Below are 23,308 nucleotides of genomic sequence, written 5' to 3'. Positions count from 1 at the left end.
CGGCACGGCCGGGAGGCATCTGACCGCCACGTCCGCGCCGAACCCGAGGACGGGGTGCGCTGTGGCCAAGGCCACGGTCCGCGTTCGGGCCGCGCGGCCGGCTCCGGCATGCGGCGGTGCGCCTTCCGGCCGGGCGCGCCCCGAGGGGCGGGCACATCGGGCCTTCGGGCCCGTAATACCCTCGCTGCATGCTCGTCGCCCTGACGGTCGCCATCGGTGCGGCCGCCCTCGCCCTCGCCGCCTGGTGCGGTCACGCCGCATGGCGGGACCAGCCGACCAAGGACTGGCACTTCATCGGCATGGCCGTGGTGACCGTGCTGGTCCTCGCCCAGCTGGTGATCGGCCTGGTCCAGCTGGGCCGGGGCGAGAAGCCCGCACAGGGGACGGTGATCTTCGTGGCCTACCTGCTGGGCGCCTTCGCGGCGGTCCCGGCGGCCGGGATGCTCTCGCTGACCGAGCGCACCAAGTGGGGCTCGGTGACGGTGGCCGCGGGCGCGGTCGTCCTCGCCGTGCTGGAAGTACGCCTCTACGACATCTGGGGATCCGCAGGTGCCTGACACGACGACCGCCCCGCCCGCCGGGCGCAAGCGACTGGTCTCCGGTCCGGGGCTGCTGCTGGTGTGGCTCTACGGCGTGATGGTGGTCGGCGCGGTCTCGCGCTCGGTCTACCAGATCTCCACCGAGTTCGACCGGGCGCCGCTGCCGTACTCGCTGTCGGCGGCGGCGGCCCTGGCGTACGCCTTCATCACGTACTCCCTGGTGCGCGGCGGGGAGAGGGCCCGCAGGGCGGCGCTGGTGTGCTGCGGCGCCGAGCTCGCCGGTGTGCTGGCCGTGGGCGCCTGGACCCTGGTGCGGCCCGAGGCCTTCCCCGACGCGACCGTCTGGTCGGACTTCGGCATGGGCTATCTCTTCATCCCGGTGATCCTGCCGGTCACCGGGATGCTCTGGCTCCGGTCCAGGCGCTGAGGCCGCGGACCCGGTCCGCGACCGGGCCCGCGACACGCGGTGCGGCTACGCGCTGACGGCGTAGTCGGTGTCCTTGGCGTCCTTCTCCAGGATCACCAGGTGCACGCCGTCGGAGGCGGTGCGGTTGCCGACCTGGGCGTAGCCGGCCTTGCGGTAGAGCCGCAGGTTCGACTCGCTCTTGTGGCCCGTGTGCAGGCGGAAGCGGGTCGTGCCGCCGCGGCCGGCGAGGGCCTCCTCGACCCCGCGCAGCAGTCGCGCGCCGAGACCGTGACCCTGGAGGCGGGGGTGCACGCACAGCTTGGCGATGCTGGCCGTGCCGTCCTCGCCGACGCTGCCGCGCACCGCGCCCACCACTTCGTCGCCGAGCCGGGCCACCAGGACGGTGTCCTCGGCGAGCTCCGCCTTCAGGGAGTCCAGGGACTGGGTGAGGGGCTGGATGAGGTAGTTGCCGTACAGCTCGGCCTCCCGCTGGAACGCCAGGTACTGCAGCTTGAAGATCTGCTCGGCGTCTTCGGCGGCCGCCGCCGAAATGGTCACACTCATGCCCATGTGCGCATGCCTCCCGCTCACCTGGTGGCTCTCCGGTCTACCGCTCCTTTCCCCACGGGTCAGGAGCCGCAACCTCGACAGCGAGCATTCTGCGCAGACATCCCAGGCAACGGGAACGTACCGGTCCCAAACTTCCTTGTGAGATACCCAACTCTCCTGCGATTTCACGGTAAGTCAGGTCTCTGGGCGACAGAAGTGCTGCCATCAGTTCCGGACAGCGTCCGGGCAATCGGGCGACCGCCGATCGGAGGGCCCGGTTCGCCTCGCCGTGCAGCAGGGCGCCCTCCGGCTCGCCGGCGGCGTCCGCGGGCGTGCCGCCGTACGGGACCTCGCGCCGGGCCCGGCGCCGTGCGTGCCGGGCCTCGGCGCGCACCGCCCGGCGCAGCCAGCGGGCGCGGCCGGTCGGGTCGGGTGCGCGCGGGCCGCGCTCCAGCAGCCGCACCCAGACGGCTTGTTCGAGGTCGGCGGCCTCCACTCCGGCGGCCGGGGCCTCGGCGGCCGCCTCCGCGGAGAGCAGCGGGCCCAGCTCCTCGAGGAGATCGGGTTCCCGTAACAGGTCCATGCCGGGCGGGACGCGGGTGCCGGGCCGGGCGGTTTCCCCTCCGGGCCCGGCCCACCCGATCGGGGGCCGGGGGCTAGCGGTTGACGCCGCGGCCGGGGCGGAAGGCCTCCGCCGCGAGGAGTCCGGTGTCCGGGTTGTCGGTGAAGATGCCGTCGATGCCCAGTTCGAAGTACCTCTGGAAGGCTCCGAAGGCGTCTCCGTAGGCGGCCGGGTCGGTGCCCTTGCGGTACTCCGCGGGCAGGAAGCTGTTCTCGTTGCGCGCGGTGTAGGGGTGGAGCACCAGGCCCCGGGCGTGGGCGTCGCGTACGAGGGTGGTCGGGGTGGTGAGCCTGCCGGCCGCGTCGCGGGGCACGATCAGGTCGAGGGTGGGGCCGATGCCCTGGGCGAAGCCGGCGATCCACTGGAGCCCCTCGGGCTTGACCAGGTCGGCGACCGTACGGGGGTCCTTGGCGACCTCGAAGTCCCAGGGCCGGGTGTTCGCGGCCGAGAGCAGCACCACGCGCGGGGCGGACACCAGGCGCGCGAGCCGCTGGATGCTGGAGGGCTCGAAGGACTGGAGGAACACGGCGGCGTCGCGGCCGTCGCGGCCGTAGCGGCGCAGCAGCTTGGCGAGGGGCTCTTCCAGGCCGAGGCCAAGGCTCCGGAAGTAGGTGGGGTGCTTGGTCTCGACGTGCAGCCAGATCCGCTTGTCGCGCAGGCGTCCCTCGCGGTTGGCCCAGCGCAGCACCTCTTCGAAGGTGGGGACGGCCCACCTGCCGTCGTAGAGGGTGTTGCGCTGGCGGACGGCGGGGATGCGTTCCTTCGCGCGCAGGGTCTTCAGCTCGGCGAGGGTGAAGTCCTCGGTGAACCAGCCCGTGACGGAGACCCCGTCGACGGTCTTGGTGGTGCGCCGGGAGGCGAACTCGGGGTGGTCGGCGACGTCGGTCGTGCCGCCGATCTCGTTCTCGTGGCGGCAGACGAGATGGCCGTCCTTGGTGGGGACGAGGTCCTGCTCGATGACGTCGGCGCCGAGGTCGAGGGCCAGCTCGTAGGAGCCGAGGGTGTGCTCGGGCCGGTAGCCGCTGGCGCCGCGGTGTCCGATCACCAGGGGGACGGGCAGATCGCGGTAGCCGCCCCCGCCGTGCCCGCCGTGCTCGCCCGGGGCGGCCGTGGCGGTTCCCGCCGTCATTGCGGTGATGCCGGTTCCGGCCGCCAGTACGGCCGCTCCGAGCACCGTCCGCCGCGCTGCCCCACCGTGTGTCATCAGTGCCACTCCTCGTTCTGCGACGGGCCCGCGGCCCCGGGATCTCCGGGGGGCGTGGAGGCCCGGATCGGCGTGGCGATCGTAGGCGGGGGCGGGTGGCGCGGGGATGGGCTCCGCCGGAACATGGCGGAAACACGTGTCAACAACGCGTATCCAGCTCGTGAACCCGATGTGCGATCAGGGGTGACCCGCGAGTATCGTCCTCACCTGCACTACCGCCGTGTGGTGCGAAAGCCGCTTTTCGATGCCGGAGGGCTCACGTTGTTCCGTACCGCGCTCATCAAAGCCACCGTCGGACCGGTCATGCGCCTGATGTTCCGCACCAAGGTGGAGGGGCTCGACAACATCCCGGGCACGGGTCCGGTGATCCTGGCGGGCAATCACCTCACCTTCATCGACTCGATGATCCTTCCGCTCGTCTGCGACCGTACGGTCCACTTCATCGGCAAGGACGAGTACGTGACGGGCAAGGGCCTCAAGGGCCGCCTGATGGCGTGGTTCTTCACCGGCGCGGGCATGATCCCGGTGGACCGGGACGGTGCGAACGGCGGCGTCGCCGCGCTGATGACGGGCCGCCGGATCCTCGAGGAGGGCAAGATCTTCGGGATCTACCCCGAGGGCACCCGCTCCCCCGACGGCCGGCTGTACCGGGGCCGCACGGGCATCGCCCGCCTGACCCTGATGACCGGCGCCCCGGTGGTCCCGTTCGCGATGATCGGCACGGACAAGCTCCAGCCCGGCGGCGCGGGCATGCCGCGCCCGGGCCGGGTCACGGTCCGCTTCGGCGAGCCGATGGAGTTCTCCCGCTACGAGGGCATGGACCGCGACCGCTACGTGCTGCGCGCCGTCACCGACTCGGTGATGGCCGAGGTGATGCGGCTGTCGGGCCAGGAGTACGTGGACATGTACGCCACGAAGGCGAAGGCCGCCTGAGCCCCGGCGCGCTCACTGCCGCTGCAGTGACCGGCTGACGCCCGCCGCCGTGGTGGTGGCGAGGACCCAGCCGGTCACGATCAGCAGGTACGACAGCCACTGGTACCAGCCGGCCGGCGCGAAGGCGCCCTCCTGGCCGAAGCCGATGATCGGCAGCATCAGGTCCAGGGTGTAGAAGAGCGGGTTGAACTCCGGCGCCTCCCCCGCCTTCAGGGCCCGGGGCGGCGCCAGCCCGTAGGCGACGGTCCCGGTGACGGTCAGCACCAGCAGCCACGCCGCCGCGCGCAGGGGCCGGAAGCCGTAGCCGACGGTGACGTCCTGGAGCAGACCCCAGAGGCGGGTGTGCCGCGGCCGGGTGCGCCGGTGGCGGCGCAGCTTGGCCAGCTGGGCGGTGCGGGCGCCCGCCTCGTCGCCGACGGTGCGGTAGGAGGCGGCCAGCTGCTCGTAGGCGTACGGCAGGTACCCGTCCTCCTCGCGTTCCAGCAGCGGCAGCCGCTCCTCGGCGGGCAGGTGCGGGTGCAGCAGCCGGTAGCTGAGCCCGTCGGCCCGGACCACGGGCGGCCAGACGGACGGCTCGGCCCACAGCATGTCGAACTGGCTGCGGCGCAGGTTGACGATGCCGTCGATGGTGGGGCACTTGCGCAGCCAGAACTCCCCCATGACGGCGGAGCTGGCGCGCAGCGCCACCCGGCCGGGGTTGGACAGGCTCGCGCGGGTCAGTATCACCTGGCCGGGGACGCGGGCCCCGGTGAGGTTGACCATGCCCTCGGCGTGCAGCCGGTGGCCGCGTACGTCGCTGCCGACGGTGAGGGTCTCGGCGTGCAGGGCGATGCCGCCGGGGTTGACGAGCCGGGCCCCGTCGAGGCTGACCTGGCCGGCGATGGTGGCTCCGTTGAGGCGGAACTCGCCGTGGACGGTGAGGCCGCCGGCGATGATGTCCGTCCCTATCTCGGCGTGGTTGAGCTGGAGCGGCGGCTCGTCGACCTCGTCGGGCAGGCTCCCGGGCCGGATGACGGCGCCCTGGAGGAAGAGGCCGCCCCCGATCTTCGCGCCGGCGAGCCGGACGGGACCGTCGATGCGGCAGCAGGAGAGCCTGAGCACGACCTCGACGCGTACGGTGGCGGCGGTCAGGCCCGGCAGGGTGGAGTCGCCGAGCACGACGGCCCGCAGCTGGGCCCCGTACATCATGGGCTTGCGTTCGAACCAGCAGACCCGCATCCGGATCGGGTGGTCCACGACCGCGTACTTGAGGTCGAGCTTGCCGCTGATCTTCGCGCCGTAGAGCTTGATCCCCGCGACGTGTCCCTCCTCGGCGGAGCCGCCGACCAGCAGGGCGCGCAGCACCTCGGCGCGGACGGTGCGCCCGGGGCCCCAGGAGGCACCGTCGTGGGAGGTCTCCTCGGGGCTCTCGCGGAAGTCGACCGCCTCACCGCGCGGGAAGGCCTCCCATACGCGGCGTTCGGCCGGGGTCAGATCGTTGATCTCCATCGCGGGGATGGTGTCCCGGCGTCCGACGGACTGTCAATTCCGCCGATCGCCTTGCGGGCGGGGCCGTCTGGCGGTGCGTCAGTGCTCGACGCCCTCCTGGAGCTCCTGGCCCTTGAGCAGGAACCAGGCGGCCGCGGCGGTGGCCAGCAGGACGGCGGCGCCGACGCCGGAGGCGAGCCGCAGGCCGTCCACGAAGGCCTCCTGGGCCGCGCCGACCATGGTGTGGGCGGTCTGCGGGTCCAGGGCGCGGGCGGCCTCGACGGCGCCGCCGAGGGACTCGTGCGCGGCGTCGGCCACCGGGGCGGGGACCGTGGCGGGGGCGGTGAAGCCCTGGTAGACGCCGGTGACGACGGAGCCGAGCAGGGCGATGCCGAGGGCCGCGCCGAGTTCGTACGCGGTCTCGGAGACGGCCGAGGCGGAACCGGCCTGTTCCTTGGGGACGCTGGAGAGGATCACGTCGGCGGTGACGGTGAAGGAGAACCCGGCGCCGAGGCCGACGACGAGGAGCGCGGCGCCGAGCAGCGGGTAGCCGGTCTCGCGGTGGATCACGGTGAGCGCCGCGAGGGCCAGGCCGATGGCGGCGAGGCCGCCGGTGACGATGACGCGTACGGAGTACGCGCGGGCGTACTTGCCGGCGACGAGGCCGGTGACGACGGCGCCGACGGCGGCGGGGAGTTCGGCGAGTCCGGCCTCCAGCGGATCGCGGCCCTGCACCAGCTGGAAGAACTGGGAGAGGAAGAACACGAGACCGGAGAGGCCGAAAACGGTCAGCAGGTCGGCGAGGACCGCGCCGGAGAAGCCGCGGTGCCGGAAGAGCCGCATGTCGAGCAGGGGGGAGGCCAGGGTGAACTGGCGGCGTACGAAGGCGTAGAGGCAGGCGGTGCCGAGGGCGGCGGCGATCCACACGCCCGGGGTGGCGCCGTGGGTAGCCGCTTCCTTGACCGCGTACACGACGCTGATGACGCCGACGAGGGACAGGGCGACGCTGATCAGGTCCCAGGGGCCCGCGACCGGGTTCTTGGACTCGGGCAGCAGCCGTATGCCGACGAGGACCAGGGCGGCCATCACCGGGAGGTTGATCAGGAAGACCGAGCCCCACCAGAAGTGCTGGAGCAGGGCGCCGCCGACGACGGGTCCGACGGCCGCGCCGGCGGACGCGGTGGCGCCCCAGATGCCGATGGCGAGGCTGCGCTCGCGCGGGTCGTGGAAGATGTTGCGGATCAGGGCGAGCGTGGACGGCATCAGGGTGGCGCCGGCCACGCCGAGCAGGGCCCGGGCGACGATCATCATCTCGGGGCTGGTCGCGTAGGCGTTCAGGACCGAGACGGCGCCGAAGGCGGTGGCCCCGGCGAGGAGGAGCTTCTTGCGGCCGATCCGGTCGCCGAGGGAGCCCATGGAGACGAGCAGGCCGGCGATGACGAAGGAGTAGATGTCGCCGATCCACAGCAGCTGGGTGCCGGACGGCTTGAGGTCCTCGCTGAGGGAGGGGGTGGCGAGGCCGAGTACGGTGGCGTCGACCGCGATCAGCAGGACGGCCAGGACGAGCACGGAGAGTGCGAGCCAGCGCCCGCGGCTCTTCCCCTCCGCTCCCGTCCGCCGCTTCAGCTGTTCGGTTCGGCTCATCACTCCACACTCCGTCGTGCGCCACCGAGCAGCAACTCGGTGATCATGTACTGGAAGTCCTTGGCGGCGACCCGGCCGTCCATGACGGCCCAGGCACAGGTGCCGATGAGGCCGTAGAGGGCCTCGGTGAGCCAGGCGGGGCTCAGGTCGATGCGGATGTCGCCCTCCTGCTGGCCGCGCCTGAACAGCGCGCTGACGCGGGCGTCGAGGCGGGCCCAGCCCTCGTTGACCTGGTCGCCTTCGAAGAGCTGGTTCTCGGTGACGAGGAAGGCCAGCAGCTGGGCGTTGGGCTCCGCCTCGGCGATCAGCCGCCTCAGGGCGTCCACGGCCGTTCCCTCGTCGAGCCGGGCCCGGTCGAAGGCCCCCTCGAACTCGCGGATGCCGAGGTCCTCCAGGGCGCGCACGAGGGCGTCGCGGCCGGCGAAGTGCCGGTGGAGGGTGGCGCGGCCGATGCCCGCGGCGCGGGCGACCTCGTCCATCGTGGCGGTCGATTTGCGGGAGAGAAGGGCCGCCGCGTGGCGGAGCACCTGGTCACGATCCATGGCCATGAGACAAGCATAGACCGAATGAGACGCTCTCGTCTCATTCCTGGATTCGGATCTAGAAAAATCGGCTGCCGGACGGCAGCCGGAGAGGAAGTCTGCACCCATGAAGCCACTGCTGCTGATCGACGTCGACGGCCCGCTGAACCCGTACGCCGCCCAGGCCGAGCGGCGCCCCGAGGGCTACACCACCCACCGGATGCGTCCCACCGGCTTCACCGAGGGCAAGCCGCTGCGGGTGTGGCTGAACCCGGACCACGGGGCGGAGCTGCTCGCGCTGGCGGACGCGTACGACCTCGTCTGGGCCACCACCTGGAAGGACGAGGCGAACGACTGGATAGGGCCGCGCCTGGGGCTGCCGAGGCTCCCCTTCATCGACTGGCCGCGGATGCACGGCCGGGCCCCGCGCGGCACCTTCTGGAAGACGCAGTACGTCCTCGAGTACGCGGGCGCGCGGCCCTTCGCCTGGATCGACGACGACATCACGGCGATGGACCACGAGTACGTCGACCAGCGCCACCCCGCCCACGCCCTGCTGATGTACGTGGACGAGCGGATCGGCCTGACCCGGCCGGACTTCGACGCGCTGGCGGACTGGGTGCGCTGACCCGCCGCGCGGGCGCCGGACCCGACACGCGCGCGGGGGCGGTACGGGCCCGTCCGCCCGTACCGCCCCCGCGGGCACGTCGGCTACTGCTTGTGGGCGGCCCAGGCGTGCTGGATGACCAGGTCGGCCTTCAGCTCGGTGAGCTGGACCGCGACCGCCGACGGGGCGGTGCCGCCGCGGCCGTTGCGGGAGGCCAGCGCGCCGGGGACGTTGAGGACGGTACGGACCTCGGGGGTCAGGTGCTCCGAGATCTTCGCGAACTGCTCGTCCGTGAGCTCGTCGAGCTCGACCCCCTGCGCCTCGCACTCCTTGACGCACTCGCCGGCGACCTCGTGCGCGACACGGAAGGGCACGCCCTGCTTGACCAGCCATTCGGCGATGTCGGTGGCGAGCGAGAAGCCCGCCGGGGCCAGCTCCTCCATCCGCTCCCGGTGGACGGTGAGGGTGGCCATCATCCCGGTGAAGGCCGGCAGCAGCACCTCGAGGGTGTCGCAGGAGTCGAAGACCGGCTCCTTGTCCTCCTGGAGGTCCCGGTTGTACGCCAGGGGCAGCGCCTTCAGGGTGGCGAGCAGGCCGGTGAGGTTGCCGATCAGGCGGCCCGACTTGCCGCGCGCCAGCTCCGCGATGTCGGGGTTCTTCTTCTGCGGCATGATCGACGAGCCGGTGGAGAAGGCGTCGTGGAGGGTGACGAAGGAGAACTCCTTCGTGTTCCACAGGATGATCTCCTCCGCGATGCGGGACAGGTTGATCCCGATCATCGCGGTGACGAAGGCGAACTCGGCGACGAAGTCGCGGGACGCCGTGCCGTCGATCGAGTTGCCGACCGAGCCCCGCTCGAAGCCCAGGTCGGCGGCGACCGCCTCCGGGTCCAGGCCGAGCGAGGAGCCGGCCAGGGCGCCCGAGCCGTACGGGGAGACCGCGGTCCGGGTGTCCCACTGCCGCAGCCGCTCCGCGTCCCGGGACAGGGACTGCACGTGGGCCAGTACGTGGTGGGCGAACAGGACGGGCTGCGCGTGCTGGAGGTGGGTCCGGCCCGGCATCGCCACGTCCGCGTGCGCCTCGGCGAGGCCGACCAGCGCGTCCTGGAGGTCGGCGATCAGCCCGCCGATGATCCGCGCGTGGTCGCGCAGGTACATGCGGAAGAGGGTGGCCACCTGGTCGTTGCGGGAGCGTCCGGCGCGCAGCTTGCCGCCGAGGTCGGGGCCGAGCCGCTCCAGCAGACCGCGCTCCAGGGCGGTGTGCACGTCCTCGTCGGCGATGGTGCCGGTGAAGGAGCCGTCGGCCACATCGGCCTCCAGCCGGTCGAGCCCGGCGAGCATGCGGTCGAGCTCCTCGGCCGTGAGCAGGCCCGCCTTCGCGAGGACGCGGGCGTGGGCGCGGGAGCCGGCGATGTCGTACGGCGCCAGGCGCCAGTCGAAGTGGACCGACGCGGACAGCTTCGCGAGGGCCTCGGACGGGCCGTCGGCGAACCGGCCGCCCCAGAGCCGGACGTCACCGTTGTTGCTGCTCACAGCTACTGCTCCTCATGAGGGTGGTGGTGCGACGGTCTCCCCGCCGCGCAGGAAGCGGAGAGGCCGTCTCGGTACAGCGTCAAACGATTCACGGCGCGACGCGACGCGCCGTCGTGACCGGCCGCAGTAGGCATAACTATGCATTGCTCCGTATGTTTCGTCAATCGAGGCCCAGTGCCCCCGCGCTGACCTGCTCGCATATCGGGAGGCGTACTCCGTCCGCCGCCGCCTACGATCGGGCGCACACGATCCGGGGAGGGCACATGTGGAGCGCGGCCGAGAACGCGTCCTGGGGGCGCACGGTGGCCAGAGAACTCCTGGAGGGGCACGCCTCCCCGGTCGCCGGCCGGCTCCTGGGCAACGGCCCGGATGCCTGGATCGCGTTCGACGAAGAGGTGCGCCGCCTCCAGCGCTCCTCCCCCGGCCGGGCGGCCGGCGGCGGCCGGCTGGAGGCCCGCCTGTGCCACCGCGACGGGCGGGTACGCGCGGCCGCACTCGCCGCCTGGCGGCTCCCGCCGCTCGAACTCGTCCTGATCCGGTGCGCCGACCGGGTCCCGCAGGTCCGCGACCGCGCCCGCCGGGTCCTCGGCAGGCTGGTGGCCAAGCACCCCGCCGACGTACTGACCGCCATCACCCCGTTCGTCCTGCGGCTCGGCGGCCGCGCGCACGGCACCTGGGCGGTGGAGCAGCTCGAGGCGGCCCTCTCCGGCCGCTACTCCCTCCTCGCCGCCTGGTGGCGCCCCGGCCGGCCGTGCACGACGTGGAGCTGGAACGCGCTGACGCCCCAGCAGCGCGACCGCCTCCTGGCCCGCCTGCGCGGGAGCGCCGACCTGGCGAGCCGGCGGTTCGCCGCCCGCGTCACCCTCGCCTGCGGGCGGTTCGGCGTACGGGAGACCGCCCGGCAGGCCGCCGCCGAGCCCGACCCGGTGACGGCCTCGGTGTGGACCGGTGCCGCGCTGGCGGCGATGGCCGCCGACGGGCCGGACGACGGGGCGGTCGACGCCCTGCTCGGCTCCCGCTTCCCGGCGGTGCGGGCCGCCGGGGTCACGGCCCTGCGCCGGGCCGGGCGGGCGGCGCAGGCCACGGACCACCTGGCGGACCGGTCCGGCCGGGTCCGGGCCTGCGCCCGCTGGGTGCTGCGCCAGGACGGCCGCGACCCGTACGCGCTCCACCGCGAGCTCGTCACCGACCCGGAGCGGGTGAGCCGGTACGCGGTCGCCGGCTTCCGCGAGGTGGCCGGGCCGGCCGACGGGCCGCTGCTGCGCGGCCTGCTCGGCCACCCCGACGGCGCGGTTCGGGCCGCCTCCCTGGCCGCGCTGCGCGGGCTCGGCATCGCCGTCGAGGACGCGGCCCTGCTCGCGCTGCTGGAGGACGCCTCGGCATCGGTGGCCCGGGAGGCCGCACTGTGCCTGCTCCCCGCGGCCGCGTGGCTGGACGCCGCCGCGCTGGCCGACCGCACCGGCCCCGCCTGGCCCCCGCACACCCGCCGGGCCGCTTTCCGGCTGCTGCACGGCCGGGGCGGGAGCGCCGAACTGCGGGCCTGCGTCGCCATGCTGACGGACCCCGACCCGGGCCTGAACCGGCGGGCGCGCAGCAGGGTGCTCCACTGGAACTGGCTCAGCACCCTGGACGAGGGCGAGGCCCACCACGCGGAGCTGGGCGCGCTGCTGGCGCGGTCCGCCCGGCTGCTGGACGTGCGGGAGCTGCGGCTGTGACGCCCTCCCCCGGCCTGCCTGCGCCGCCGGGGGAGGGCGCGGACGTACCGTCTGACGTGTGCTGCGTACCGCTCTGCTCGCCGGCTCGCTGGTCCTCGCCGGGCTGCTCCCGTACGACTCCGCCCCGCTGCCCGCGCGTCTCGCCGACACCGGCGGCGGCAGCCAGCTGATCACCGCCGTCGCCCCCGCGCCGGGGTCGACGACGGGGGTGCTGACCTGGTGGGACCGGCGCGCGGGCCGCTGGTTCGAGGCGGGCAGCGCGCCCGCCCGGTTCGGCGCGAACGGCCTGGCCGACGGCGGGTCCCGGGTCCAGGGCACCAGCACCACCCCGGCGGGCCTGTACGGGCTGCCGTACGCCTTCGGCATCGCACACGCCCCGGCCGGGACGGCGTACTGGTACCGGAGGGTGACGGACCGTTCGTGGTGGTGCCAGGACAACGCGTCCGCCGCCTACAACCGCTGGACGGAGCCGCTGCGCGCCGACTGCGCGCCGGGCGAGGCCGAGCACCTGGTGGCGTACGCGGAGCAGTACGCGCACGCCCTGGTCATCGCCTTCAACTACGACCGTCCCGTACGCGGCCGGGGCGCGGGCATCTTCCTGCACGTGAACGGCGAGGGAGCCACGGCCGGCTGCGTCTCGGTCCCGCACGGCGCGATGCGCGAGCTCCTGCGCTGGGCGGACCCCCGGCGCCGCCCGCACATCGCGATCGGCACGGAGACGGGCGCCCTCGCGGTCACCCGCTACTGAGGGGCAGGGCTTCGGGGGCCGGGTCCTAACCTTCCTTCTGCGCCAGGCGCAGCAGGTGGTCGGCCAGGGCCTGGCCGCCGGCCGGGTCGCGGCTGATGAGCATCAGGGTGTCGTCGCCCGCGATGGTGCCGAGGATCGCCTGGAGTTCGGCCTGGTCGATCGCCGAGGCGAGGAACTGGGCCGCGCCGGGCGGGGTGCGCAGGACCACGAGGTTCGCGGAGGCCTCCGCCGAGATCAGCAGTTCGCCGGAGAGGCGGCGCATGCGCTCCTCCTTCGCCGACTCGCCGAGCGGGGCCTGCGGGGTGCGGAAGCCGCCCTCGCTGGGAACCGCGTAGATCAGCTCGCCGCCGGTGTTGCGGATCTTGACGGCGCCCAGCTCGTCGAGGTCGCGGGAGAGCGTCGCCTGGGTGACGCTCAGCCCGTCGTCGGCGAGCAGTTTGGCCAGCTGGCTCTGGGAGCGGACCGGCTGCCGGTTGAGGATGTCCACGATCCGGCGGTGGCGGGCGGTGCGGGTCTGCGGAACGGAGGGGCCGCCGTTCTGCTCGGGTTCCTGCGCCTGGCTCATCGTCGTCTCATTCTCCGGGTCGTCCCGCTTCGTCGAGGATGCCGGGAAGTGCCCGGACGAACGCGTCGACCTCGGCCTCGGTGATGACGAACGGGGGCATCAGCCGTACGACGTCGGGGGCGGGCGCGTTGACCAGGAATCCGGCCTGCTGGGCCGCGAGCTGCACCTGCGGTGCGAGCGGCTCCGTCAGCACGATACCCAGCAACAGGCCCGACCCGCGGACGTGGGAGACCAGCCCATGGGCGGACGCTTCGATTCCGGAGCGCAGCCGCTCTCCGCGCGCCTTGACCTGGTCGAGCAGTCCTTCGGCGGCGATGGTGTCGATCACGGCGAGTCCGGCGGCGCAGGCGACCGGGTTCCCGCCGAAGGTGGTGCCGTGCTGGCCGGGCTGGAGCAGGTCCGCGGCCGGGCCGAAGGCGGCCACGGCGCCGAGGGGCAGGCCGCCGCCGAGGCCCTTCGCGAGCGTGACGAGGTCGGGCTCGACGCCCTCGTGCCGCTGGTGCTCGAACCAGCTGCCGCAGCGGCCGATCCCGGTCTGCACCTCGTCGAGGGCGAGCAGCGTGCCGGTGGCCCGGGTGATCTCGCGGGCGGCGGTGAGGTAGCCGGCGGGCGGCACGACCACGCCGTTCTCGCCCTGGACGGGCTCGATGAGGACGAAGGCGGTGTCCTCGGTGACGGCCGCCCGGAGGGCCTCCGCGTCGCCGTACGGGACGTGCGTGACCTCGCCGGGCAGCGGCAGGAAGGGCTGCTGCTTCGCCGGCTGGCCGGTCAGGGCGAGGGCGCCCATGGTCCGGCCGTGGAAGCCGCCGCTGGTGGCGACCATGTGGGTCCGCCCGGTGAGCCGACCGATCTTGTAGACGGCCTCGACCGCTTCCGCACCGGAGTTGCAGAAGAAAACGCGGCCTTCGCGGCCGAAGAGCTGGAGCAGCCGCTCGCCGAGCGCGAGGACGGGCTCGGAGGCGTAGAGGTTGGAGACGTGTCCGAGGGTGGCGATCTGCCCGGCCACGGCGGAGACGACGGCCGGGTGGGCGTGGCCGAGGGCGTTGACCGCGATGCCGCCGACGAAATCGGTGTACTGCTTGCCGTCCGCGTCCCAGACCTGTGCGCCCGCACCGCGTACGAGGGCGAGCGCGGGGGTGCCGTAGTTGTTGGTCAGCGCCCCCTGCCAGCGGGCCCCGTACTCCTGGTTGCCGCTCACGTGCCGTTCCCTCCCTGTGCGTCGGGCACGACCATCGTGCCGATTCCCTCGTCGGTGAAGATCTCCAGCAGGATCGAGTGCTGGACCCGCCCGTCGATCACCCGGGCGGTGCTGACGCCGCCGCGCACGGCGTGCAGGCAGCCCTCCATCTTCGGCACCATGCCGCTGGACAGCTCGGGCAGCAGCTTCTCCAGCTCGCTGACGGTGAGCCGGCTGATGACCTCGTCGCTGTTGGGCCAGTCCGCGTAGAGGCCCTCGACGTCGGTGAGGACCATCAGCGTCTCGGCGCCGAGCGCGGCGGCGAGCGCTGCGGCCGCCGTGTCGGCGTTCACGTTGTACACGTGACCGTCGTCGGCGCTGCGCGCGATGGAGGAGATGACCGGGATCCGGCCGTCGGCGAGCAGGGCCTCGATCGCGCCGGTGTCGATGGCGGTGATCTCGCCGACCCGGCCGATGTCGACGGCCTCGCCCTCGATCACCGGGGTGTGCCTGGTGGCGGTGATGGTGTGGGCGTCCTCGCCGGTCATGCCGACGGCGAGCGGTCCGTGCTGGTTGAGCAGGCCGACCAGTTCCCGCTGGACCTGGCCCGCCAGGACCATGCGTACGACGTCCATGGCCTCCGGGGTGGTGACCCGCAGGCCGGCCTTGAACTCGCTGACCAGGCCCTGCTTGTCGAGCTGGGCGTTGATCTGCGGGCCGCCGCCGTGGACGACGACGGGCCGCAGGCCGGCCTGGCGCAGGAAGACCACGTCCTGGGCGAAGGCGGCCTTCAGGTCCTCGTCGATCATGGCGTTGCCGCCGAACTTGATGACGACGATCTTGCCGTTGTGCCGGGTGAGCCACGGCAGGGCCTCGATGAGGATCTCGGCCTTGGGGAGCGCGGTGTGGCGCCTCGCGGTGCTCATGAGCTGTACGCGCTGTTCTCGTGGACGTACTCGGCCGTCAGGTCGTTGGCCCAGATGACCGCGGACTCGGAGCCGGTGGACAGGTCGGCGGTGATGCGGACCTCGCGGTCCTTCATGCTCACCAGGTCGCGGTCCTCGCCGACGGAGCCGTTCTTGCAGACCCAGACGCCGTTGATGGCGACGTTGAGCCGGTCCGGGTCGAAGGCCGCACTGGTGGTGCCGATGGCGGACAGGACCCGGCCCCAGTTGGGGTCCTCGCCGTGGATGGCGCACTTGAGCAGGTTGTTGCGTGCGATGGACCGGCCGACCTCGACCGCGTCCTGCTCGCTGGCCGCGCCGACGACCTCGATGCGGATGTCCTTGCTGGCGCCCTCCGCGTCGCCGATCAGCTGGCGGGCGAGGTCGTCGCAGACGCTCCGTACGGCCTCGGCGAAGTCCTCGTACGCCGGCACCCGGCCGGAGGCGCCGGAGCCGAGCAGCAGCACCGTGTCGTTGGTGGACATGCAGCCGTCGGAGTCGACCCGGTCGAAGGTGGTGCGGGTCGCGTCCCGCAGGGCCTTGTCGAGGGTGGCGCTGTCCAGGTCGGCGTCGGTGGTGAGGACGACGAGCATGGTGGCCAGGCCGGGGGCGAGCATGCCCGCGCCCTTGGCCATGCCGCCGACCGTCCAGCCGTCCCGGGAGACGGCGGCCGTCTTGTGGACGGTGTCGGTGGTCTTGATGGCGATGGCGGCGGCCTCGCCGCCGTCGGCGCTGAGGGCGGCGGCCGCCGTCTCGATGCCGGGGAGCAGCTTGTCCATGGGGAGCAGGACGCCGATCAGGCCGGTCGAGGCGACCGCGATCTCACCGGCGTTGTGCTCGCCGCCCAGGACGGCCGCCACCTTCTCGGCGGTGGCGTGGGTGTCCTGGAAGCCCTTGGGGCCGGTGCAGGCGTTGGCGCCGCCGGAGTTGAGGACGACCGCGCTGACGGTCGCGCCGCGCAGCACCTGCTCGGACCAGCGCACGGGGGCGGCCTTGACGCGGTTGGAGGTGAAGACGCCCGCGGCGGCCAGTCGCGGCCCGTTGTTGACCACGAGGGCCAGGTCGGGGTTGCCGTTCGCCTTGATCCCGGCGGCGATGCCCGCCGCCGTGAATCCCTGTGCAGCCGTCACGCTCACGGCGCCACTCCCATCGTGGAAAGACCCAGCGCCTCGGGGAGTCCCAGGGCGATGTTCATGCTCTGCACCGCGCCGCCGGCGGTGCCCTTGGTGAGGTTGTCGATCGCGCTGATGGCGATGATCCGCCGGGCGGACCCGTCGTACGCGACCTGGACGTGGACGGCGTTGGAGCCGTACACGGCCTTGGTGGTGGGCCACTGGCCCTCGGGAAGGAGCCGGACGAAGGGCTCGTCGGCGTAGGCCTTCTCGTACGCGGCGCGCAGTGACTCCGCGGTGGTGCCGGGCAGCGCCTTGGCGGAGCAGGTGGCGAGGATGCCGCGCGGCATCGGCACGAGGTTCGGGGTGAAGGAGACGGAGACCCGCTCTCCCGCCAGCGGGGAGAGGTTCTGCACCATCTCGGGGGTGTGCCGATGGGCGCCGCCGACGCCGTACGGGGTGACGGTGCCCATGACCTCGGAGCCGAGCAGGTGCGGCTTGAGGGCCTTGCCGGCGCCGGAGGTGCCGGTGGCGGCGACGATCACGGCCTCCGGCTCGGCGAGGCGCGCCTGGTAGGCGGGGTAGAGGGCGAGCGACACGGCGGTCGGGAAGCAGCCGGGGACGGCGATGCGCCGGGTCCCGGCCAGGGCGGCCCGGCCGCCGGGGAGCTCGGGGAGCCCGTAGGGCCAGGTTCCGGCGTGCGGGGCGCCGTAGAACGCGTCCCAGTCGGCGGAGTCCTTCAGCCGGTGGTCGGCGCCCATGTCGACGACGAGCACGTCCTCGCCGAGCCCGGCGGCGACGGCGGCGGACTGTCCGTGCGGCAGGGCCAGGAAGACGACGTCGTGGCCGGCGAGGACCTCGGGGGTGGTCGCCTCCAGGGTCCGTCCGGCGAGCGGGACCAGGTGCGGCTGGAGGGGGCCGAAGGGCTGCCCGGCGTTGGAGTGCCCGGTCAGGGCGCCGATCTCCACCTCGGGGTGCGAGAGCAGCAGGCGCAGGACTTCACCGCCCGCGTATCCGCTCGCTCCGGCCACCGCAACACGTACCACCATCGGACCCTCCTCCTCGATGGCATGACTATACGTACCTATGCAGTTTTATGCAAAGCCTCCCACTCTCTCTTCCACTCTGTAAAAGGTGACGCGTTCTGTCAGTTTTGGCAGGAACGATGGAGGACATGAGCAACGAGGACACCATCAAGCAGAACACCCGGAACACCGCGCAGACCAGTCCGGCCGGTCCGCTCGCGGGCCGGATCGCGCTCGTGGCGGGTGCCACCCGCGGGGCGGGACGAGCTCAGGCCGTGGAACTGGGCCGGGCCGGTGCGACCGTGTACGTCACCGGTCGAACCACCCGGGCCCGGGCCAGCGAGGTCGGCCGGACGACCGAGACCATCGAGGAGACCGCCGAACTCGTCACCGCGGCGGGCGGCACCGGAATCGCCGTTCCCACCGACCACCTCGACGAAGCCCAGGTCCGGGCCCTCGTCGAGCGGATCGACCGGGAGTACGGGCGGCTCGACATCCTCGTCAACGACCTGTGGGGCGGCGAGCACCTTCTGGCCACCTCGGTGTTCGGGAAGAAGAGCTGGGAGACACCGCTCGCCGACGGCCTGCGGATCCTGGAGCTGGGCGCGCGCTCGCACGTGATCACGGCGGCGCTGCTGCTTCCGCTGCTGATCCGCTCCGACGCGCCGCTGCACGTGGAGGTCACCGACGGCACCGCGCACTCCAACCGCCGCTACCGGGAGAACATCTACTACGACCTGGCCAAGAACGCCCCGATCCGCCTCGCGTTCGGGCTGGGTCAGGAGCTGGCGGAGTACGGTGGCACGGCGGTCGCGGTGTCCCCGGGCTTCCTGCGTTCGGAGCAGATGCTCTCCCACTTCGGTGTGAGTGAGGAGAACTGGCGTGACGCGATCGCCCAGGAGCCGACGTTCGCGATCGCCGAGTCCCCGCGCTACCTGGCCCGTACGGTCGCGGCGCTGGCCGCCGACCCGGACCGCGCGAAGCGGTGGAACGGCAGGTCCACCTCCAGCGGGGAACTCGCCAGGGCGTACGGGGTGACGGACGTGGACGGCAGCCGGCCGGATGCCTGGGCCTACTTCGAGGACGTCGTCTACGGCGGCAAGGAAGGATCCCCCGAGGACTACCGCTGATCCTCGGCTTCCCCGGGTCGCGCCTCCCGAGGGCCGGCCCGGTAGAGCGCGGCCAGGGCTTCGGCGCGCTCGCGGAAGCGGGCGCGCAGGGAAGCCGGGGCCAGCACCTCGGCGTCCGCGCCGAGCCGGGTCAGCTGGTCGAAGGCGACGTCCTCGGACTCCGCCGGCAGCTCGAGGGTGACCAGGCCGGCGGGGTCCGGGGCGCTCGCGGAGGCGAGCGCGTCCGCGATGGCGGCCCCGTCCGCCACGGCGGGCAGCCGCCGCAGCCCCTGGCCGGTCAGCCGGACCGTGACGGTAGTGCGCAGAAGGCTGCGGGCGAAGGCGGCCGAGCCGGCCTCCCAGTGTGCGGCCAGTTCGAAGGCCGGGTCGCGCACGAACGGCTCCTCCGCTCGGGGAACGGGGCCGAGGGCGGTGATCCGGTCGACGCGGTAGGTACGCCAGCCGCCGTCGTGGTCCTCCCGCTTGGCGGGGACGCGGGCGACGGCGTACCAGGTGCCGGCCTTCAGCACGAGCCCGTACGGCTCCACCACCCGCGCCACGGCAGAGGCCGGGGCGCCGTCCCGGCCCGGCCAGGCGTACGACAGTTCGACGGCCCGGTCCGCCCACACCGCGCGGGCCAGCTCCGGCAGCAGTTCCGGGGTGGCGGGTTCGCGGAACCAGGCCGGGGCGTCGAGGTGGAAGCGCCGCACCGAGGACTCGGCGGCCTGGCGTACCGACGGGAGCAGGGTCGCGGTCAGCTTCAGCCGGGCGGTCGCCGCCGCGTCCGACAGCCCCAGATCCCGCAACGCCGAGGGCAGACCGGACAGGAAGAGCGTCTCCGCCTCGCTCGGACGGAGCGTGGTGAGCCGGGTCCGGTATCCCGCGGCGAGGAAGTATCCGCCCACCCGGCCCCGCTCCGACCGGACGGGGACGCCGGCCTCCTGCAACGCCTGGGCGTCGCGGATCACGGTCCGCTCGGAGATCTCCAGTTCACGGGCGAGAGCGGCCGCGGTCAGGCCGGGGTTCGACTGGATCAGGAGAGCCATGCGGATCAGGCGGGCGGCACGCATCCCCCAAGGATCACCGACCCGGCGGACGAACGGTACTTCTGCCGCCGCCGGTCCGCGAGGGGCGCCCGGCTCAGCACTCCCGCTCGTACTCCACCTGCTCAAGCGGGTGGCCGTCGCCGAAGTCGAGGAGCCGGGCGGCGCCGGTCCCCGCGAAGCCGCACTTGGCGTAGAAGCGGCGCGAGCGCGGGGTGTCGCGCAGGGTCCACAGGTGCGTGCGGGCGAATCCGTCGCCGCGCAGGCGGTCCAGCGTCGCCTCCATCAGCACGGCGGCGACGCCGCTGCCCCAGCCCTCGGGGTGGCCGTAGAAGCTGAGGATCTCCGCGAGGCCCGGCCGGGTCGTGGAGGGGCAGGACCATGACATCGCCAGGGGCCGGCCGCCGGCCTCGGCCAGCAGGAGCGTCCGGGGGTCCTCCGCGAGCCGCGCGTGCCAGCGGGTGCGCCGGCTGCGGACGCCCTCGGCGGCGAACTCCGGGGTGAAGAAGGGGGCGTACGCGGCCTCCCAGGCGGCGGCGTGGATCTCGCCGACGGCGTCCCCGTCATCCGGGCCGGCGGCGCGGACCGTGATCACGCGGAGACCGCCGGGACGGCGCCGAGGGCGTGGCGGACCCATACGTTCGGTTCCACGTAGACCGCGCGGTCGTGAGCGGGCTCGCAGTGGACGGGGGTGAGCGCTCCCGGTACGCGGACCGGGCCCGGCTCGTCGAAGGGCAGGCCGGTCCACTGCCGCCACTGGTCGAGGGTGCCGCTGATGGTCATCGAGGCGGGGGCCACCGAGTCGATGACCGCCCCCGCGCGGACGTGGACCCGCAGCCACGGGTCGTGGGGCAGTCCGTCCTCGCGGGTCCGGTACGCGTACTCCGCCATCGGGGTGTCGGGCTCGGCGGGCTTGCCGCTCGGCCGGACCGGGGCCACCACCTCGGTGAACCCGGCCGCCCGGGCGCCCTCGCGCATGGCGGCCAGCATCCGGCCGGAGAGCCCCTCGCCCTGCCGGCCCGCCGCGACGGAGATCTCCAGGGCGCTGACCGTGTCGGGCCGGACCCCGCGCCGCCGGTCGGAGAAGGCCCACATCAGGACCCGGTCCCAGCCCTGCCCGGGCAGCACCCCGCCGCGCTCGGGCGTGTGCAGCGCGAAGGGCACGCTGAAGGCGCGGGCCACCACCGCGTCGCCCTCGGTGGCGATGAAGACGTACTCGGGGAACTCGGCGACCAGGCGCGGGTACAGCAGCCAGCCGATCGGGTCCTGCAGGGCGAACTCCGGCCAGGAGTCCTCCATGTCCCAGAGCCGCGGGGCGAGTTCGGGGCGGCGGGCGAGGGAGGTGATCTCTATGCGGGTCATACCCGCAGGTTAGGGGCGGCTTCCCGGTCCCCTCAACGGGTTTGTGCCCCCTCGGCCGCCCCGCCCGGCAGGCCCCCGGGCAGGGCGCCCCGCAGCCGCTGCACCGCCTCCACCAGCTCCCCCGGGCCCGAGACCCCGGCGAAGCTCAGCCGGATGTGCGCGGCGGGCGGTTCGGCGCAGAAGTACGGGCGCCCCGGGGTGACGGCGACCCCGGCGCGCAGGGCCGCCGCCGCGAAGCCGGCGTCGTCGCCGCCCCCGCCGGGGCGCACCCAGAGCTGGAAGCCCCCCGAGGGCAGGTGGGCCGGTCCGGTGCCGGGCAGCTCCCGCCGCAGGGCGCCCGCGAGCACGTCGCGCCGGTGGCGCAGCTCGGCGGCGACGGTCCGCAGGTGGCGCGGCCAGGCGGGCGCGCCGACCAGTTCGAGCGCGGCCTCCTGGAGCGGCCGGGGCACGAAGAAGGTGTCGACGACCTGGATGGCCCGCAGCCGGTCCAGGACCGGGCCGCGGGCGGCGAGCGCGCCGACCCGCAGGCTGGGCGAGGTGGCCTTGGTCAGGGAGCGGACGTGGACCACGACCCCGTCGGAGTCCTGGGCCGCGAGCGTCGCGGGCAGCGGCCCGGCGTCCTCGTGGGCGAGGTTGCGCGCGTAGTCGTCCTCGACCACGAAGGCCCCGGCGGCCCGCGCGATGCGCAGCACCTCGGTTGCGCGCGCGGCGGACAGTACGGCGCCGGTCGGGTTCTGGAACAGCGGCTGGCATACGAAGACGCGTGCGCCGGTGGCTTCGAAGGCGGCGGCCAGCAGCTCCGGCCGGACCCCGTCGGCGTCCACCGGGACGGGTACCGGCCGGCAGCCGGAGGCGCGGGCGATGGCCAGCAGGCCGGGGTAGGTGGGCGACTCGACCAGGATCGGCGCGCCGGGCGGTGCCAGCGCCCGTACGGCGGTGGTCAGCGCGCTCTGCCCGCCGGCGGTGATCAGCACGTCGGCGGCGCCCACCGACCCGGCCGCGCCCCCGATCTCCCGGGCGAACCAGTCGCGCAGCTCGGGCAGTCCCTCCATGGGCGGCCGCCCCCAGGCCCCGGGGCGGCGTCCGGCGCGGGCCAGGGCCGCGGCCATGGCCCGCTCGGGCTGGAGCGAGTGGTGCAGGTAGCCGCCGTTGAGCTCGATGACCCCGGCCGGGGGTACGGCGAGGGAGTTCACCACCCCGGCGGCGTCCACGGAGCGCGGGATCACCTCCCCGGCGCCCTCGGAGCTGAGGGCGAGGGCCTGCCAGGAGGTGTCCCCGGGGGCGGGGTCGTTCGTACGGGGATGCGCGCGGAAGGCGCCGGCGCCGGGGCGGGTGACGACGAGGCCCTCGGCGGCGAGCTGCGCGAGGGCCCGGGAGACGGTGACGGGGCTCACCCGGTAGCGCTCGACCATGGCCCGACTGGAGGGCAGCTTTCCACCCACCGGATAGCGGTCGAGCTCCGACCGGAGGGATTCTGCCAGCTCGGCCACACTGCTACGCTCGTACATGACAGCACAGAATAGCGCTACTGGCCTCGCCCCGATAGCACTCCAGGTGGACGGCAGCACCCGCGACGGCAGCACCCGCGGACGTACGGGCACGCGCAGCGGTACCGCTCTGGCCCTGCTCGGGGTGGTCGCCTTCTCGCTGACCTTCCCCGCCACCGCCTGGGGACTGGAGAGCTTCGGCCCCTGGTCGCTCGTCGCCCTGCGCAGCGTGCTGGCGGCGGTGATCGCCGGCGGCTTCCTACTGGCCGGACGGGTGCCCCTGCCGGCCCGAGAGCACTGGGCGGGCCTGGCCGTCGTCGCCGCAGGGGTGGTGGCCGGCTTCCCGCTGCTGACCACCCTCGCCCTGCAGACCTCCACCACCTCGCACGCCGCCGTCGTCGTCGGCCTGCTGCCGCTGACCACGGCCGCCCTCTCGGCCCTGCGCACCGGCACCCGCCCTTCGGGCCGCTTCTGGGCGGCGGCCGTCGCCGGCGCCGCGGTGATCCTCGGCTTCACCCTGGCCCAGAGCGGCGGCTCGGTCTCGACGGGGGACGTCTACCTGTTCGGGGCGCTGCTGGTGTGCGCGGCCGGCTACACCGAGGGCGGACGCCTGGCCCGCGCCATGCCGGGCTGGCAGGTGATCGGCTGGGCGCTGGTGCTGTGCCTGCCGCTGTCGCTCGTGGGCTCGGTGCTGGCGCTCGCCTCGGAGCCGGTGCACCTGAACTGGCACGGGGTGACCGGCCTGGTGTGGGCGGCGGCCGGCTCGACCTTCCTCGGGCTGTACGTCTGGTACCGGGGGATTGCCGAGATCGGCGCGCCGCGCGCCAGCCAGCTCCAGCTCGCCCAGCCGCTGCTCACCCTGGTGTGGTCGGTGGCGCTGCTGGGCGAGCGGCTGTCCCCGGCCACCCCGCTGGCCGCCTGCGCCGTCCTGGTCTGCATCACCGTCACCCAACGGGTCAAATAGTCACGGATCGGCCTAAACTTCTTGCACCGGATC

At 73.6% G+C, this 23,308-nt stretch carries 24 protein-coding genes; 8 read left to right on the top strand and 16 right to left on the bottom strand.

Annotated features, from left to right (window positions below; translation table 11 throughout):
- Positions 1–188 precede the first annotated feature (188 nt).
- Positions 189–557 carry a hypothetical protein gene (locus tag ACZ51S_RS23990; protein ID WP_388944954.1) on the top strand — a complete coding sequence of 123 codons (369 nt, stop codon included), beginning with the start codon at positions 189–191 and terminating at the stop codon, positions 555–557.
- A complete protein-coding gene (locus ACZ51S_RS23985) occupies positions 550–966 on the top strand; it encodes a hypothetical protein (RefSeq protein ID WP_468476370.1) in 417 nt (138 codons plus the stop codon). The genes ACZ51S_RS23990 and ACZ51S_RS23985 overlap by 8 nt, the downstream gene beginning before the upstream one ends.
- A 45-nt stretch (positions 967–1,011) precedes the next feature.
- On the opposite strand, the gene ACZ51S_RS23980 is transcribed toward ACZ51S_RS23985, so the two are convergent.
- The 3 genes from ACZ51S_RS23980 to ACZ51S_RS23970 form a co-directional block, all read right to left on the bottom strand.
- Positions 1,012–1,515, bottom strand: coding sequence for a GNAT family N-acetyltransferase (locus tag ACZ51S_RS23980; RefSeq protein ID WP_388944959.1), 504 nt, complete (start codon positions 1,513–1,515; stop codon positions 1,012–1,014).
- Positions 1,516–1,552: 37 nt separating this feature from the next.
- Positions 1,553–2,077, bottom strand: a complete 525-nt coding sequence (locus tag ACZ51S_RS23975; RefSeq protein WP_468476371.1) for an RNA polymerase sigma factor — start codon at positions 2,075–2,077, stop codon at positions 1,553–1,555.
- 73 nt (positions 2,078–2,150) lie between these two features.
- Entirely contained in the window at positions 2,151–3,320 is a 1,170-nt protein-coding gene (locus tag ACZ51S_RS23970) for a glycerophosphodiester phosphodiesterase (protein ID WP_468961935.1), read from the bottom strand.
- 303 nt (positions 3,321–3,623) lie between these two features.
- Here ACZ51S_RS23970 and ACZ51S_RS23965 point away from each other — a divergent pair, with 303 nt between their 5' ends.
- Positions 3,624–4,253 (top strand): lysophospholipid acyltransferase family protein, encoded by a 630-nt coding sequence (locus ACZ51S_RS23965; protein WP_388944970.1) that lies wholly within the window; start codon positions 3,624–3,626, stop codon positions 4,251–4,253.
- Positions 4,254–4,265: 12 nt separating this feature from the next.
- On the opposite strand, the gene ACZ51S_RS23960 is transcribed toward ACZ51S_RS23965, so the two are convergent.
- The 3 genes from ACZ51S_RS23960 to ACZ51S_RS23950 form a co-directional block, all read right to left on the bottom strand.
- A complete protein-coding gene (locus ACZ51S_RS23960; RefSeq protein WP_468476373.1) occupies positions 4,266–5,741 on the bottom strand; it encodes a bactofilin family protein in 1,476 nt (491 codons plus the stop codon).
- A gap of 78 nt (positions 5,742–5,819) precedes the next feature.
- Positions 5,820–7,364 carry an MFS transporter gene (locus ACZ51S_RS23955; RefSeq protein WP_388944976.1) on the bottom strand — a complete coding sequence of 515 codons (1,545 nt, stop codon included), beginning with the start codon at positions 7,362–7,364 and terminating at the stop codon, positions 5,820–5,822.
- Positions 7,364–7,912 carry a TetR/AcrR family transcriptional regulator gene (locus tag ACZ51S_RS23950; protein ID WP_388944979.1) on the bottom strand — a complete coding sequence of 183 codons (549 nt, stop codon included), beginning with the start codon at positions 7,910–7,912 and terminating at the stop codon, positions 7,364–7,366. Before ACZ51S_RS23950 ends, ACZ51S_RS23955 begins: the two co-directional genes overlap by 1 nt.
- A 100-nt stretch (positions 7,913–8,012) precedes the next feature.
- Between ACZ51S_RS23950 and ACZ51S_RS23945 the strand changes: the two genes are divergently transcribed.
- Positions 8,013–8,513 (top strand): HAD domain-containing protein, encoded by a 501-nt coding sequence (locus tag ACZ51S_RS23945; RefSeq protein WP_468476374.1) that lies wholly within the window; start codon positions 8,013–8,015, stop codon positions 8,511–8,513.
- Between the two features lie 83 nt (positions 8,514–8,596).
- Here the strand turns inward: ACZ51S_RS23945 and argH are convergent, their stop codons facing one another.
- On the bottom strand, positions 8,597–10,024 hold the full coding sequence (argH, locus tag ACZ51S_RS23940; RefSeq protein WP_468476375.1) for an argininosuccinate lyase: 1,428 nt from the start codon (positions 10,022–10,024) through the stop codon (positions 8,597–8,599).
- 263 nt (positions 10,025–10,287) lie between these two features.
- Here argH and ACZ51S_RS23935 point away from each other — a divergent pair, with 263 nt between their 5' ends.
- Both ACZ51S_RS23935 and ACZ51S_RS23930 read left to right on the top strand, forming a co-directional pair.
- Positions 10,288–11,739, top strand: coding sequence for a hypothetical protein (locus ACZ51S_RS23935; protein WP_468476376.1), 1,452 nt, complete (start codon positions 10,288–10,290; stop codon positions 11,737–11,739).
- Positions 11,740–11,797: 58 nt separating this feature from the next.
- On the top strand, positions 11,798–12,487 hold the full coding sequence (locus ACZ51S_RS23930; RefSeq protein ID WP_468476377.1) for a L,D-transpeptidase family protein: 690 nt from the start codon (positions 11,798–11,800) through the stop codon (positions 12,485–12,487).
- A gap of 25 nt (positions 12,488–12,512) precedes the next feature.
- Here the strand turns inward: ACZ51S_RS23930 and ACZ51S_RS23925 are convergent, their stop codons facing one another.
- The 5 genes from ACZ51S_RS23925 to argC are packed head-to-tail and all read right to left on the bottom strand — an operon-like array spanning position 12,513 to position 17,334.
- Positions 12,513–13,052: an arginine repressor gene (locus ACZ51S_RS23925; protein WP_388944993.1), complete on the bottom strand. Its 540-nt coding sequence runs from the start codon at positions 13,050–13,052 to the stop codon at positions 12,513–12,515.
- Between the two features lie 7 nt (positions 13,053–13,059).
- The gene (locus ACZ51S_RS23920; RefSeq protein ID WP_468886655.1) at positions 13,060–14,250 is read right to left on the bottom strand and encodes an acetylornithine transaminase; all 1,191 of its coding nucleotides are present in this window, start codon (positions 14,248–14,250) and stop codon (positions 13,060–13,062) included.
- Positions 14,247–15,155 (bottom strand): acetylglutamate kinase, encoded by a 909-nt coding sequence (gene argB / locus ACZ51S_RS23915; RefSeq protein WP_388944999.1) that lies wholly within the window; start codon positions 15,153–15,155, stop codon positions 14,247–14,249. Before argB ends, ACZ51S_RS23920 begins: the two co-directional genes overlap by 4 nt.
- Positions 15,152–16,309 carry a bifunctional glutamate N-acetyltransferase/amino-acid acetyltransferase ArgJ gene (gene argJ, locus ACZ51S_RS23910; RefSeq protein ID WP_468476379.1) on the bottom strand — a complete coding sequence of 386 codons (1,158 nt, stop codon included), beginning with the start codon at positions 16,307–16,309 and terminating at the stop codon, positions 15,152–15,154. The genes argB and argJ overlap by 4 nt, the downstream gene beginning before the upstream one ends.
- Complete coding sequence (argC, locus tag ACZ51S_RS23905; protein WP_388945005.1) at positions 16,306–17,334, bottom strand: N-acetyl-gamma-glutamyl-phosphate reductase; 1,029 nt, start codon at positions 17,332–17,334, stop codon at positions 16,306–16,308. Before argC ends, argJ begins: the two co-directional genes overlap by 4 nt.
- A gap of 125 nt (positions 17,335–17,459) precedes the next feature.
- Here argC and ACZ51S_RS23900 point away from each other — a divergent pair, with 125 nt between their 5' ends.
- On the top strand, positions 17,460–18,440 hold the full coding sequence (locus tag ACZ51S_RS23900; protein WP_468803341.1) for an SDR family oxidoreductase: 981 nt from the start codon (positions 17,460–17,462) through the stop codon (positions 18,438–18,440).
- On the opposite strand, the gene ACZ51S_RS23895 is transcribed toward ACZ51S_RS23900, so the two are convergent.
- The 4 genes from ACZ51S_RS23895 to ACZ51S_RS23880 all read right to left on the bottom strand — a co-directional run bounded on the left by ACZ51S_RS23895 (position 18,431) and on the right by ACZ51S_RS23880 (position 22,332).
- Complete coding sequence (locus tag ACZ51S_RS23895) at positions 18,431–19,489, bottom strand: helix-turn-helix transcriptional regulator (RefSeq protein WP_468961932.1); 1,059 nt, start codon at positions 19,487–19,489, stop codon at positions 18,431–18,433. The genes ACZ51S_RS23900 and ACZ51S_RS23895 overlap by 10 nt on opposite strands.
- A 70-nt stretch (positions 19,490–19,559) precedes the next feature.
- A complete protein-coding gene (locus ACZ51S_RS23890; RefSeq protein WP_468476382.1) occupies positions 19,560–20,057 on the bottom strand; it encodes a GNAT family N-acetyltransferase in 498 nt (165 codons plus the stop codon).
- Entirely contained in the window at positions 20,054–20,824 is a 771-nt protein-coding gene (locus ACZ51S_RS23885) for an N-acetyltransferase (protein WP_468476383.1), read from the bottom strand. Before ACZ51S_RS23885 ends, ACZ51S_RS23890 begins: the two co-directional genes overlap by 4 nt.
- Before the next feature lie 32 nt (positions 20,825–20,856).
- Complete coding sequence (locus ACZ51S_RS23880) at positions 20,857–22,332, bottom strand: aminotransferase-like domain-containing protein (RefSeq protein ID WP_468476384.1); 1,476 nt, start codon at positions 22,330–22,332, stop codon at positions 20,857–20,859.
- Between ACZ51S_RS23880 and ACZ51S_RS23875 the strand changes: the two genes are divergently transcribed.
- Positions 22,331–23,275 (top strand): DMT family transporter, encoded by a 945-nt coding sequence (locus tag ACZ51S_RS23875; protein WP_468476385.1) that lies wholly within the window; start codon positions 22,331–22,333, stop codon positions 23,273–23,275. The genes ACZ51S_RS23880 and ACZ51S_RS23875 overlap by 2 nt on opposite strands.
- Positions 23,276–23,308: the final 33 nt, after the last annotated feature.

The organism is Streptomyces sp. NPDC034043 (genome assembly GCF_055575675.1).
Note: the sequence above shows the minus strand (reverse complement) of the source record. Positions and strands in the feature narration are given on the sequence as shown.